Annotated in this window: 12 protein-coding genes and 3 pseudogenes; 8 read left to right on the top strand and 7 right to left on the bottom strand. The window is 35.1% G+C overall.

Going from position 1 to position 13,843, the window contains the following annotated elements; translation table 11 throughout:
* Positions 1-16: 16 nt before the first annotated feature.
* Positions 17-1,045, bottom strand: coding sequence for an IS701 family transposase (locus ACWM1W_RS16860; protein ID WP_079281079.1), 1,029 nt, complete (start codon positions 1,043-1,045; stop codon positions 17-19).
* 55 nt (positions 1,046-1,100) lie between these two features.
* Here ACWM1W_RS16860 and ACWM1W_RS16855 point away from each other — a divergent pair.
* Together ACWM1W_RS16855 and ACWM1W_RS16850 are read left to right on the top strand one after the other, a co-directional pair.
* Positions 1,101-1,436 (top strand): annotated as a pseudogene (locus tag ACWM1W_RS16855) (IS6-like element IS1006 family transposase); the annotation flags it as partial.
* Between the two features lie 52 nt (positions 1,437-1,488).
* A pseudogene (locus ACWM1W_RS16850) lies at positions 1,489-2,319 on the top strand (type I restriction-modification system subunit M); the annotation flags it as partial.
* An 8-nt stretch (positions 2,320-2,327) separates the two neighbouring features.
* Here the strand turns inward: ACWM1W_RS16850 and ACWM1W_RS16845 are convergent.
* From ACWM1W_RS16845 to ACWM1W_RS16835, 3 genes are all read right to left on the bottom strand, one after another.
* Positions 2,328-2,477, bottom strand: coding sequence for a hypothetical protein (locus tag ACWM1W_RS16845; RefSeq protein WP_375726188.1), 150 nt, complete (start codon positions 2,475-2,477; stop codon positions 2,328-2,330).
* Positions 2,478-3,140: 663 nt separating this feature from the next.
* Positions 3,141-3,440 (bottom strand): hypothetical protein, encoded by a 300-nt coding sequence (locus ACWM1W_RS16840; RefSeq protein WP_034171686.1) that lies wholly within the window; start codon positions 3,438-3,440, stop codon positions 3,141-3,143.
* 2 nt (positions 3,441-3,442) lie between these two features.
* Positions 3,443-4,081 carry an AAA family ATPase gene (locus ACWM1W_RS16835; RefSeq protein ID WP_068912720.1) on the bottom strand — a complete coding sequence of 213 codons (639 nt, stop codon included), beginning with the start codon at positions 4,079-4,081 and terminating at the stop codon, positions 3,443-3,445.
* 393 nt (positions 4,082-4,474) lie between these two features.
* On the opposite strand from ACWM1W_RS16835, the gene repM reads away from it, so the two are divergent.
* Positions 4,475-5,422 (top strand): replication initiation protein RepM, encoded by a 948-nt coding sequence (repM, locus tag ACWM1W_RS16830; RefSeq protein WP_201773389.1) that lies wholly within the window; start codon positions 4,475-4,477, stop codon positions 5,420-5,422.
* Between the two features lie 1,268 nt (positions 5,423-6,690).
* Here the strand turns inward: repM and ACWM1W_RS16825 are convergent.
* Positions 6,691-7,623 (bottom strand): annotated as a pseudogene (locus ACWM1W_RS16825) (IS5 family transposase).
* A 483-nt stretch (positions 7,624-8,106) separates the two neighbouring features.
* On the opposite strand from ACWM1W_RS16825, the gene ACWM1W_RS16820 reads away from it, so the two are divergent.
* The 3 genes from ACWM1W_RS16820 to ACWM1W_RS16810 all read left to right on the top strand — a co-directional run bounded on the left by ACWM1W_RS16820 (position 8,107) and on the right by ACWM1W_RS16810 (position 10,056).
* Entirely contained in the window at positions 8,107-8,373 is a 267-nt protein-coding gene (locus ACWM1W_RS16820) for a hypothetical protein (RefSeq protein ID WP_375726178.1), read from the top strand.
* Between the two features lie 154 nt (positions 8,374-8,527).
* Positions 8,528-9,016: a hypothetical protein gene (locus ACWM1W_RS16815; RefSeq protein ID WP_375726179.1), complete on the top strand. Its 489-nt coding sequence runs from the start codon at positions 8,528-8,530 to the stop codon at positions 9,014-9,016.
* Positions 9,017-9,351: 335 nt separating this feature from the next.
* Positions 9,352-10,056: an IS6-like element IS1007 family transposase gene (locus ACWM1W_RS16810; protein WP_375726180.1), complete on the top strand. Its 705-nt coding sequence runs from the start codon at positions 9,352-9,354 to the stop codon at positions 10,054-10,056.
* A gap of 284 nt (positions 10,057-10,340) precedes the next feature.
* On the opposite strand, the gene ACWM1W_RS16805 is transcribed toward ACWM1W_RS16810, so the two are convergent.
* A complete protein-coding gene (locus ACWM1W_RS16805) occupies positions 10,341-10,958 on the bottom strand; it encodes a hypothetical protein (RefSeq protein WP_004647761.1) in 618 nt (205 codons plus the stop codon).
* 121 nt (positions 10,959-11,079) lie between these two features.
* The gene (locus ACWM1W_RS16800; RefSeq protein ID WP_005105965.1) at positions 11,080-11,544 is read right to left on the bottom strand and encodes an SMI1/KNR4 family protein; all 465 of its coding nucleotides are present in this window, start codon (positions 11,542-11,544) and stop codon (positions 11,080-11,082) included.
* 125 nt (positions 11,545-11,669) lie between these two features.
* Between ACWM1W_RS16800 and ACWM1W_RS16795 the strand changes: the two genes are divergently transcribed.
* The gene (locus tag ACWM1W_RS16795; RefSeq protein WP_375726181.1) at positions 11,670-12,203 is read left to right on the top strand and encodes an SMI1/KNR4 family protein; all 534 of its coding nucleotides are present in this window, start codon (positions 11,670-11,672) and stop codon (positions 12,201-12,203) included.
* A gap of 171 nt (positions 12,204-12,374) precedes the next feature.
* Positions 12,375-13,493 carry a Fic family protein gene (locus tag ACWM1W_RS16790; RefSeq protein WP_375726182.1) on the top strand — a complete coding sequence of 373 codons (1,119 nt, stop codon included), beginning with the start codon at positions 12,375-12,377 and terminating at the stop codon, positions 13,491-13,493.
* Positions 13,494-13,843 lie beyond the last annotated feature (350 nt).

Here is a 13,843-nt window from a genome sequence, read left to right as displayed (position 1 = left end):
TAGGACTTACGCACTATTATTTATAGATTCTCTGTGGTAGCAGATGATTTTTATCGAGAATAAAGTCATCAATGAAGTTTTTGATAATTGGTCTAAATAATTTCTTCTGCCAACGATATATATTTTCAAAGATCCGCTCAAACTGGTTCTTTTGTATCTCAACGTAGGCCATCAAGGCTGAAAAAATATGATTCAAAATCAGTTTAGATCGTCTTACTTGAAACTTTTCAATATGACAAACCTGTTTAATCACCCGGTGATATTGCTCTATTTTCCAATGACTTGAATGTAATTCATGAAAACCTTCAAAGGACAATAAATCATCTTCATCTTGATGCACAATATAAAACCTCTGCTGTTCTTTTAACTGAGTCTTAAATAATTGTACAAAGCCAAAATCTTTGAGCCAGACCACTTGACCCTGATGGAAATCTGGCAATAAACGCAGTTGAAACCATTGTCCTTTTTCTGGGGAAACCTTACGGTTACAGTCGATACCAAACATAAATCGAATACCATATTTTCTTATGGTTTTTAGATTTCCAGTCGATGAATACCAACTATCACCTGTAATAAATTGAATCTTTGCACCCCAATTGAGTACTTCACTTAACATATCCATAAAGTAATCATTCTTGGTTTTACTTTCAGATTTGTCATAAATTCGGAAATTAATTGGAATATTTTGACCATTTTGATCTGTCGCATACAAGGTAATGAGATTAATACCCTTGACGGATCGGTGGTGTTTGCCTGACCAAAAATAGCTAACCAAGTCCATATGTTGACTATATGGTTTATCTAAAACAGTATCATCAATACTGACTATAAGTTTATTATTATCAATATGTTGAATTGATTCTTGATATAGGTCGTGAGGTGTGTAGTCTTCACGCTCTAGAAAGCGATTTACACTATCATGCGAGATATTATAAGTCTCGGCAAGTTGTGTGCAGCTAATAGAGTTCGGTTCTGTCATGAGAAAGCCCATATAAATGGGTAATGTACAAGTTGCTGTAGAAGCATGTTTAATTCGTCTGATCACAGATACTTTATAAAGCATTTTAATACTTTTTTGAATCCGTCAATGCGTAAGTCCTAATAATGTGAAGAAGTGGCAAATTCCACAAGTGATCAACACGGATAAAGCACCCACATATGGACGTGCTTTATCACGGTTAAAACGGGAAGGTAAATGTCCACCAGACCTTGAGCACAGGCAGATTAAGTATAAAAATAACGTGATTGAATGTGATCATGGCAAGCTAAAGCGGATCATCAGGGCCACATTAGGATTCAAATCTATGAAGACGGCTTATGCCACAATTAAAGGTATTGAAGTCATGCGTGCACTACGTAAAGGACAAGCATCGTCATTTTATTATGGTCAGCCTCAGGGTGAAGTGTGTCTAATCAACAGGGTTTTCGGTCTCTAAGTACTTTTTAAAGGAAACACCATCGACTCAAATCTCTATTTGCAACAGTGCCCTTTCAAATACCTTACGAGAAATCGAACGTAGTACCTTGGGTGCTGAATCTGAAGATGACTTTGCCAATCTGTTTGAAGATCTTGACCTCAATTCAACCAAATTAGGCAACAATGCCAACGATCGTAATGAATTGGTCAGCAAAGTACTAACCCATCTAGATAATATTGATTTTGATCTCAGTAACTCAGAATCAGATGTATTGGGTGATGCCTACGAATATCTCATTGGTGAGTTTGCATCTGGTGCAGGTAAAAAAAGCAGGTGAATTCTATACACCGCAAACCGTATCCACCTTGCTTGCAAAGATCGTGACTCAAGGCAAAGAACGCTTGCGTTCAGTCTATGATCCAACTTGTGGTTCAGGTTCATTGCTTTTACGTGTAAAACGTGAAGTTCAAGATGTCGATTGATTTACGGTCAAGAGATGAACCGTACAACCTACAACCTGGCACGAATGAACATGATTCTGCATGATGTTCACTTTGCTAAATTCGATATCAAGCAAGAAGATACCTTAACTCGCCCACAGCACCTTGATCAGCGTTTTGAAGCAGTGGTCGCTAATCCTCCATTCTCAGCAAAATGGTCAGCAGATCCAATCCTCTTGCAGGACGAACATTTTAGCCGTTTTGGTAAGCTTGCACCAAGTTCAAAAGCGGATATGGCTTTTGTGCAGCACATGCTTCATCAACTCGATCACAATGGCACGATGGCTGTAGTCCTTCCACATGGTGTGCTGTTTTGTGGTTCAAGTGAAGGCGTGATTCGTCAGTACTTGATTGAAAAACTCAATGTCATTGATGCTGTGATTGGCTTCCCTCTAAAGATAACGTAACGTTAACTTTGTAGATACAAGAAATGACCATCTTGCGCAGCGATTCTACTCATTACTATTGCTTCATAGATAATTACTGCCTTTAACCATTTTTCTGCATACATCTTTTTAAGTTTAGTATTTTCTGCTTCCAGTTCTTTCAACAGTGCCATCAATTAAAGCTGTAAAACTCCATAAATTAATAAAAAGATGAAAATTCACGCAAAAAAATTAAGATAACAAGAAAAAATTTGATTTTGAAAAATATAAAGTTAGAAAAAAATAAAAATTCTAAAATATTCACCAGAAAGCAACTCGGTATTATGCGTAAGATACGCATAACACCGCAATTATAAGTTATTGTTTTAACGAGGTATATTAAAATTTGTTTGAAAAATAGTAAATAAAATATTAAACAAAAAATATTTAAAAAATTATATATAATTCAATAATTTACAATTTTATTGAATCTAAACTAAAAAATTGCTTATAAAATATAAAATTAAATGAATTTTAACATAAGATAAATGTATTTAAAAACAAACACTTATGCTATCATTTTTTGTAAATTAATTTGAACTCTAATAAAGCCAAAAATTTGGAATTAGTGTATAAATTGTACAGCTCTCCTATGGGTAGACAAATCTTTATAGATAGGTTTGTTTAAAAAAGTGTTATGAAGTTATGAAGTTATGAAGTTATGAAGTTATGAAGTTATGAAGTTATGAAGTTATGAAGTTATGAAGTTATGAAGTTATGAAGTTATGAAGTTATGAAGTTATGAAGTTATGAAGTTATGTTATTTAATCTATAAGATTAAATAACATGTTCTTATTTTATTTAAAACTTTTATCAATCAGCTGCTTAAAATCTTCTAAATTCTGCTCTGCCAGTGACTCTAAAGCTATTCTTACAATACTAGATCTGTTAACACGAGCGTTATTACTTTTGATAATTAGCTCATCAATTAATTCACTTAATTCTTGGTTTAAAGAAAAGGTACAACGAACGAATTTCTTTTGTGAAACTTCTAGATCCTTAACTCTTTTATCAGCTCCAGATATGAAATTTTCAACCAGTTTATCCTGATCTGAAAGCTCGTCAGTTTTCTTTTTTAAACCGCTAAGACCTGCCATAGTTATACTCCTAAAAACTCTTGAGCTATCCCTTCAATTTCTGCTTTTGCTTTAAAATCACTTGTTACTTCAAAAACAGATAGGCCATTTTCATCTGCATCATCATAAACATTTCGATTTGTCGTGATGTGGTCTAAGGCTTTTATTCCGAACGATATACAGGCTTCTTTAGCATCTAGAATTCGCTGTACTTGTGACGGTAATGTTGGGCATTGTGTAATGATTGCTCTTGCATTCAAATCTGGATTCACTGCTCGCGCCAGTTTTAATACTTGCTCCATATGATCCAAAGTCTTTAGATCTCTACGTTTAGGCCTAAAAGGCAATAGCATATGTGTTGCTATAGTCATAGCAGAACGCAATGCTTCCGAATCTTGCCCACCAGCATCAATGATAATATCTTCATATCTTTTTGATAAATCTTTTAAAACTTGACGAATATTGCCTGAAGCTTGTACAGATGGAATATTCTTTAAATCCTCATTCTCATCACGCTCTTTAATCCAGTCAGTAGTTGTACCTTGAGGATCTGCATCTAGAAGAAGAACATCTCTATTCTTTTTTTGTAAATAAACCGCTAAGTTTTGGGCAAGGCAGCTTTTACCAGCTCCGCCTTTTTCACCACCTACTAAAATAATCATAAGTTATGTAAGTTACGTAATTTTGTTAAAAACAATGTACAAGTTTGATTCTCTTGAATCAACTATTGTGAAAAATAAATTTAAAAAATAAAGTTATCCACAAGTAATGCTCTTTTTTAATTTTATATATATTTTTAAATTTATATTTATAAGACCTTTGTATGCCTTATGTAGTCTAGTTCTCAGAGGATTTATATGGACGTTTTCCTGACAATAAGTGGACATTTTCCTTTATTTAAATGGACGTTTTCCTGACAATAAGTGGACATTTTCCTTTATTTAAATGGACGTTTTCCTGATATAAATGGACGTTTTCCTGGCATAAATAGATCTTCCATTAATGGTCATTAAGTGTTAATGTCCATTAATGATATTTGTTTCTCTAATCACAATATGGCAAATCTAATTTATAAAGATAATAACTTGATTGAAGCATCTTATGCGTTGACTTTGTCTGAACAACGCTTAATTTTAGTTGCGATTATTGCAGCTAGGGAAATTGAAAAAGAGCTTACATCGGATACCTTGCTAACAATACATGCATCTGAATACATGAAGCACTTTAATTTGGGTCGTCAAGCGGCCTATGAGGCTCTTCAAGGAGCGTGTGATAACTTGTTTGAACGTAGACTCACCTATAAGGCCATAGATCCTGTTACAGGTAAGCCAGCGGTCTACAAAAGCCGTTGGGTATCAAAAGTTGGCTATGTTAAAGAAGCTGCATGCGCTCAACTAATTTTTGCTCCTGATATTTTACAGCTTTTTGTAAAACTTGAAGAAAAATTTACCCGTTATGAATTAAAGCAAATTTCTCAATTATCTAGCGTATACGCTATACGGCTGTATGAACTTTTGATTAGATGGCGTAGCAAAGGCAAGCTATATATTAGTATGGTTGAATTGCGTGATAAGTTAGGTTTACTTGAAAATGAATATAAAACCATGGGCGATTTTAAAAAGCGTGTATTGACGGTTGCCATAGATCAAATTAATAAACTTACTGATATCGACGTAAGTTATGAGCAGAAAAAAGAAGGAAGAACAATTACACATATCGAATTTTCTTTTAATCAAAAAGCTTCCTTAATTGTTAGTGATAAGGTACTGGAACCGACATATCAGTTGACACCAAAACAATCTATATTTTTCGCTCAAAAATTGTGTGACCTTATCAAATATCCCGAATTCGGGGGAAAATATGCCAATGTAGGCGAAGAGATCGAAGCGTTTAAAGAAAGGATTTCACTTGAACTTCTCGACCCTGAAAAGGTAAAAAAGTATTATCCTGATTTGTTAAAAGTGGGCTATAAAGAAAAATATAAATCAGAAAAGTTATCATAACCTGAATAATAGAAATTCTTATTTTGAACACTACTAACCTATAGAAAAAAATTTAGTCTGTCTTGGTAACCCTAGTTCTATAATTTGGTCTTTATTGAGAAGTGTCCATTTTAATTGGAAGGCTATTACATGAACGGTTAGCAGCTGATCTATAAGGAATATTAAATTATAAAGTTACATAACTTATGAACTTATGAACTTATGAACTTATGAACTTATGTAATCCTGAAGAGAGTGATGAGATGGAAACCTCTCCCGGTCATGCTTGTCAGGGATTTGTCCATATATGGAAGTGCAGTGCTGAAAACTAAGGATCCATCTAATGAGAAGAACTGCCCGGGATTAATCTGCCAGGAATATTAAATTATGAAGTTACATAACTTACGTAACTTATAAACTTATGTAATCTGAAGAGAGTGATGAGATGGAAACCTCTCCCGGTCATGCTTGTCAGGGATTTGTCCATATATGGAAGCGCAGTGCTGAAAACTAAGGATCCATCTAATGAGAAGAACTGCCCGGGATTAATCTGCCAGGAATATTAAATTATGAAGTTACATAACTTACGTAACTTATAAACTTATGTAATCTGAAGAGAGTGATGAGATGGAAACCTCTCCCGGTCATGCTTGTCAGGGATTTGTCCATATATGGAAGCGCAGTGCTGAAAACTAAGGATCCATCTAATGAGAAGAACTGCCCGGGATTAATCTGCCAGGAATATTAAATTATAAAGTTACATAACTTATGAACTTATGAACTTATGTGGTTCTGTGGTTCTAAAAAGAGTTATGCAATAGAAACCTCTCCCGGTCATGCTTGTCAGGGATTTGTCCATATATGGAAGCGCAGTGCTGAAAACTAAGGATCCATCTAATGAGAAGAACTGCCCGGGATTAATCTGCCAGGAATATTAAATTATAAAGTTACATAACTTACGCAACTTATGAACTTATGTAATCCTGAAGAGAGTGATGAGATGGAAACCTCTCCCGGTCATGCTTGTCAGGGATTTGTCCATATATGGAAGTGCAGTGCTGAAAACTAAGGATCCATCTAATGAGAAGAACTGCCCGGGATTGGTCTGGCAGGAATAAAAGTTACATAACTTGCGTAACTTATGATGTTATGTCATTTGGGAGAGGATATGAAATTGAAAACTCTCCCGGTAATTCCTGTCAGGGATCTGTCCATATATGAGAGTCTGCCGCTGAAAGGCTTTGTTGCACAAAGATTTGAAATGCAAAGCGCCCCTAATTGAGCCAAATTTAAGGCGTAACTTGGGTAAGTGGTCGACCTAATTCCGTAAATCTGTTAAGGACTGCTACACGTGCATGGATCTCATTCACTTGGCTATCAAAACTCCTTGCACTGAGTTTATCTCCTAATAATTTGATGCAATGCATCTTAGTTTCAACCAAACTTCGCCGATGATAGTCTGACCATTTTTTCCATAGTGTCCTGCCTAAACGTTTGACTGTTCGAAGTAATTCATTTCGTTCTAGCGAGCTACTCCTTGTATCTTTCCATGGTTTCGCATTTTTTCTAGGTGGAATCACCGCATGCGCTTGCCGATCTGCAATGGCCTGAAGGCATTGCTTGGTGTCATAAGCTCCATCGGTATAAACAGAGTCAATCCGCTCATCTTGTGGAATCTGATTAAGTAGATCACCAAGCACCTATGAATCACTGACATTATTGGTTGTAAGCTGAACTGCTCGTATTTGCAGGGTTTTGGCATCTATACCAATATGTAGTTTACGCCATTGGCGACGATATTCAGGTCTATGTTTCTTGCGTTTCCATTCGCCCTCACCTAGAAACTTCATGCCTGTAGAGTCCATGAGTAGATGCAGCCCATCGCTACTTTTTTGGTAGCTGATTGCAATATCAATATGCTTTTGTCTTCTACAAAGCGTGGTGTAATCTGGAGCTATCCAATTTAATCCGCAAAGTTTAATCAGACTTTGCACAAAGCCAGTAACCATACGTAAAGACAGACGAAATAAGGATTTAATCATTAAGCAGCATTGGATGGCTGCGTCGGAGTAGGTTTGATTTCGCCCTTGTTTGCCTTTTGATAGAGCATACCATTGCGTAGCAGGATCAAACCAAATGGCAATATTTCCGCGACTCATGAGTGCTCGGTTATATGCGGGCCAATTGGTTGTGCGGTAGATTTTGTGTGTAGGCTTCTTCATTTGAAAATTATATCGCTGAAAAAGCCTTTACAGATAGGTTTGTGCAACAAAGCCGTCTATAACTGTCTTTAAATCCATAAATAGGTGTCCACTTAAAATTAGTGGACACTATCGCGGTATTCATGAGTTAGAGAAAGTGGGGCTCAGCGGACGCTTACGTTTAGTGAATAATCTGGATGCAATGATGACCTTTCATCAATTGGAAAATTAGGTAGCTATGATGTATCCCGAGAATTTTTCACTTTTTTGGATTTTTAAGTATTTGATTTTATTTATTTTATTATTTAAGCTACATTAAAAGGATTTTATATAAGTAATTGAAATTAAATATAAAATTTTAGAGACACATCATAGCTACCTTAAAGTAGAAAAGAAGCTATAGTGTGTGTTTGGTAGAGCTTTATACAAAAATGCTTCTAGCTTTTTATTTTTTATAAGGCTACATAATATGGGTTATAAGGATTGAGGTCGGAGTGTATAAATATGTCAGCTATAAATCTAATTGATGATGACGACAATGAAGTTGAAATTGCCACTTTGGCAGGACGTGCCCTTCGCGAAAAAGGCATTGAAGTCGCCCAACGTGAAACAGTGATGTATGTTGTAAACGATACCATAGTAAGCAAGGCTCCCAATAGTGCCGCTCCAGTTGTGATTAAGCACTTATCTGGGCGGAATCCTGAACTTGCACAACGAGTGGCAAGTCGTGGAACTTTTAAAATTAAAAAACGTAAATTTAATGAGGATTGAACTTAGTTTTTTTTAATTATTTTTTATAGATAAATAAAATATTTCATTAATGATTTTCAAAGATAAATAAAACGTTTATTTAATATTTTATTTAAAATCAATAGTTTACTTCAAGGTGTGTTCTATGGTAACTTCTAGTTTTTAGGGAGGTAATATGGAATTTACTGCGAATAAAAATTTAATTAAAAAAGATGAAAAACTATTTATTGTTAATAAGTTTGATAATTTTTTTTATCGAGAGCTTGCAATAGACGCTCGTGCTAATTTTTTTGGAAACAATTTTAATGTTGATCATGAGAGTATTTCTATTTCAATTAGTTCAAGAAAAATAGATATTGATCAATTGTTTATTCGTTTTGGCAATATTTGGAATCCCAATCAAGAAAAAGAAATTCTCATTGAAACAGTGGCATTTCGAAATGAATTATGTAGCTTGGAATTTACTATTAAGTTGTTGTTAATATTGATTGAAATTGCTGAAAAATTTGGATATAGAACTCTCAGATTCATAAAGCCAAGTTGGGTTAGTGAGTATATTTGTCTGAAGTTCGGATTTTCAGAAAATTATGCAATAAGTTCGAAAGCTTTAGGTTTGATTTTGAAGAGCTATCTATCAAGTCCAGATACGTTCAGCTTTTGTTAGAACATTTGCTGTTATTCCCAAGTAGAAATGTCCTATACAGACATTTCCAAGTCAAGCACAGGATTCAGATTTCGTTCTTTGATTACTGTCTTCTGTGCACGTGTTAGAATCCATTCAAAATGTCTATATTCTCACCAATAAAAATATCTAGTTTATGATGGTTTAACCACCATGGACTGGATATGGAATATAGATGCTGAGCACTATGTCTGACAAAGCAATTCAACGTCTTGCTGTTCTGCAAGACGTTCGAGATCAATGTATTACCCAAGGACACTGTTGCAAATAGGCTGACATGATAAGCTAAATATCTTATTTATTTCGAGATACAGCAGATGAATCCCTTCCACGGTCGGCACTTTCAAGGTGAAATCATTCTTTGGGCTGTTCGTTGGTATTGTAAATATGGCATCAGCTATCGCGAACTTCAGGAAATGCTCGCTGAACGTGGAGTGAATGTTGATCACACCACAATTTATCGCTGGGTTCAGCGTTATGCTCCAGAAATGGAAAAACGTTTACGTTGGTATTGGCGTAATCCTACAGATCGACATTTATGGCATCTGGATGAAACTTACGTAAAAGTGAATGGCAAATGGGCATATCTATACCGTGCAGTTGACCAACGTGGCCATACTCTTGATTTCTATCTTTCTGCTAGACGAAATACCCATTCAGCTTATTGTTTTCTTGGTAAGATTTTGAATCATGTCAAAAAATGGCAGATTCCACGAGTCATAAACACTGATAAGGCTCATACCTATGGCCGTGCTTTGTCGCGACTAAAACAGGAAGGAAAGTGTCCTGAAGACCTGGAGCATCGACAGATTAAATACAAGAATAACGTGATTGAATGTGATCATGGCAAGCTCAAACGGATCATCAAGGCTACGTTGGGATTCAAGTCTATGAAAACGGCTTATGCCACAATTAAAGGTATTGAGGTTATGCGTGCTCTACGCAAAGGACAAACTTCATTATTTTATAACGGTAATATTCTAGGAGAAGTTTGGCTAGTAAATAGAGTTTTCGGTCTCTAAGCTTTTTTGAAGGGAAAATCATCGACTCAGATCCCTATTTGCAACAGTGCCCATTTTTACTTTGGAGAAACTGGACATTTCTATTTTGGAGTTACAGGTTCTAACAACTGAATTGCGTATAAGAGATTTTATGTTAAATATAGTCTCAGGCTAATAATTTAAACTATCTGCATGTTCTTGTATAAATCTACCATCTATTCTCGTTAGTACTATACAAGTCATTACTATTCCAAGTAGGCCACTAAAATTATCTTTGATAAAGTGCTATTAAAAAAATTATAAAATTAATATTTTCCTATTTTTCTCAGTTCTTCCATACGTTCTTGTACTTTTTTAGGTACAAGATGCTTTTTATAATAATCTGTTTCCCAGAATTCCTCGTGGGATAACCCACCTCTCATTAATTCACTTAATTTGCTCAATGGCTTATCAATTTCAGGATAATCAACTTCACTCCAATAAAAACCCGTAAAAAAAGAATGAATATAACCAGATAAATCAAATGGTTGATCGATTTTTTTCTGAATTGCGACATCATAAACAGGTTGATATACTTTTATTATTGGATTAATAAGACTTTCACTCCGTTCAATACAGTTCAGAATTTCTTGCTCACCCCATTCAGGTCTATAGGGTGCTATAGTTTCCCTAATGGTTCTCTCAGATTTCCAATCTAATAATGCCTGCATAAATTCTTCGGCTGCTATTTTAATCGCAACCTGATTCAATACAATCAGCTTGTTTTTTAAGATTTCTCGTATTTCAACTCTACGTTGTTCTTCCTGTTCAGCCATTTTACGCATTCTCTTTCTTGCGAAATACACTACTAAAATTCTGTATAATCCATATAAAACTATCCATAAAATCGTAATGATAATAATATTAACAACCCAACTATTCATATTAGTTCACCTTAATCTGTATGCCTGTTAGGAATTGTGAGTTATAAGTGGCCTACTTGGATAGAATAACTGGTAGACCACGAACAGGAATGGGTGGCCGACTTATTCAGTAATATGCAAACTATCTTAGTAAACTCAAAAAATTATCAAAACTATCAGATACTTCTACTAATTTTAATTTGGGTTGTCCATGTTGATCTTTAATATACTGATCATGGTACATAAGAACTACTTTCGGATTATTAACGTCAGATCTGTAGTCAAATCCGATATAGTCACCACAACCATTTAGTCCAAAAATGACTATCCTATCCTGGCCATATATATCCTGATCTTGACAGTTTTCAATATGATCACCGCCTAGCTCTTTTCCAAAGCAACAAAATCCTATGCTAGATTCTCCAATCTCATTATTAGAATCAGAATATTCAAAACTATTCTCAATAAATTGCACCCCATTGTGACAAGTCATCAGATTTTTATAACTCAGAGGGAAATTAATTTTCTTATCTTGCTCAAAATTTTCTATGACCTCTACATCGATTGGTCCGAAGTCATACATAATATTTAAATTTTGATAAGGCATTTTGGCTTTAACCTGTTAAGAGTAAGAGATGTTTGTTTGTTTGTTATTTCGTATAACGGCCATTATGTTAAATGGAAATCTAAATTCCTAATTTATACTATAAAAAAATTAATTGAGCAGATTACATGAATATTGATGTCTACACAGATCATGGCCAAATTGATAGAAAAATTATTGAAGATTATGCTGAGTCTATTGGTTATAAATTCCCTAAGTCTTATGTTGAATTACTGAGTAAACACAATGGATTAACTCCTCAAAATAACTATTTTGAGTTTTTAGATCATAACAATGAGTTTACAGATAGAGACGTATATTTTTATAGCTACGGATATGAAGAAATAGAAATTTGGGATGAGGAAGATCGTAAAAAGTATGAGGATTCCATCAAAAAATATGAAGCAATTGAATTAAATCAGCCTGATGAATACATGTATGAGTTTATGGATAAACACATAGTGATTTTCGGAGAATGTGCAGGTGGTGACTTACTAGCTTTTGATTACAGAGATGATCTTGATACTGATGAACCACCTATTACTCTGATTTATCATGATGACCTTATCCAAATATCACCCACTGAAAATAAGTTGAGAACTATAAAATTAGCAGATAACTTCACTTCTTTTATGGCGTTATTGAAAGAGGATAATTTTTAAATTTCCCTAAAATTAACATCATACACCTTATACGAAGTCAAAATGTAAGCCCCAAGTAGAACTGTTCTCGATAAATAATGAGCTAATTAACAGTACATATTCGGCTCAAAATATGAGTCGAATTTGTGCTATATTTAACTCATCTTAGATTTTAGATGAGAGAGATTGAAAATGCAGAAATGGATTTGGCAAGCAGAAAACTGGATAAATTTCACATGGCAAGATTCAACTATCTTACCTAAAACCAGACAGATACATCAAAAAATAGGAATTCTTCTTGGACAAAGTCAGCATGATTTAGCGAAAGAACAATTCACTCTAGATACTCTACTTGCCAATCTCGTTGCTTCATCAGCAATTGAAAATGAAACCCTCAATGTTTTTTCATTGCGATCATCTTTAGCCCAACGCTTGGGTGTCACTCTTGAACAGCCTTATCCAAGCTCAGATCGATCAGAAGGTTTAGCCAATATCATGCTGGATGCGCTGAACGATGTTAAGCAACCACTGACTGTTGAGCGCCTCATGCAATGGCATCGTTGGCTTTTCAATGACCCCGACTGGATAATGCAACGTTTACGCATTGGTCAACTGAGGGGATCAGAGCCTATGCAGGTCGTTTCAGGTCGATTGGATTACCCTAAAGTACATTTTGAAGCACCGCCAAGAGAAGGCTTAGAAGAACGCTTACATACCTTCATAGCGTGGTTTAATCAGAGTCTGAATGATTCATTGCTTGATCCTCTATTACGTGCAGGCATTACCCATTTATGGTTTGTTACCCTACATCCTTTTGATGATGGTAATGGCCGTATTACACGTATACTTACAGACCTTGCTCTAGCTCAAATGGATGAGCAAAGTATCCGTTTGTATGCAATGTCTACTGCGATATTAAATAAACGTAAAAGTTACTATGAGATATTAGAACAAACTCAAAAAAATGATTCTGATATCACAGATTGGCTGATTTGGTTTCTAGACATGTTGAATGAAAGCCTTGAAAAAACCTTAGCGCAGATCAGTCGAACATTGTTTAAAAGTCAATTTTGGCATAAATATTCAAATTTAGCCCTGGGTGAAGAACAACGTAAAGTTCTAAATCGTTTATTAGACGGTGGCGAAAATGGCTTTGAACATGGTATTAGTGCTTCGCAATATCAAAAGGTTGCTAAAGTCAGTAAGGCAACGGCTACTCGCCACTTATCAGAGTTACTTGGGAAAGAATGTATCGTTAAATTAGAAGGTGGTGGACGTAATACACGCTATCAGATCAATACCCAGTTATAGATATTCTAAGCAATAAAAAACCCCGGCATCCTGCCGGGGTTTTTTGTATTGGTTCGCTCGGTATAACTCCTGTCGTACCTTACAGTCCTTGTGCCTATCTCTTGTTATTCTTGTATGGAACTTCCTGTTCCCGATGAGTTCATCATAGGAAAATTCACCTTTCCTGGACAGCCGTAAAGAACCGGAATTTACGTAAGCCTAGGCGTACAAAATAGCCTAAATTTTATCCACAAAAAATGTGGATAATTTTAAGCATTCAAGCATTGATAAAATTTAAAAAATCGCAAAATTGACTATTTTTTAAACAATTTTATTGGCAAGAAGTATCAAAACCGCTCATAAAAAAGCCG

The sequence above is a fragment of the Acinetobacter sp. TW_SC_4 genome (genome assembly GCF_054861205.1).
This window is presented reverse-complemented; position numbering and strand designations above follow the sequence as displayed.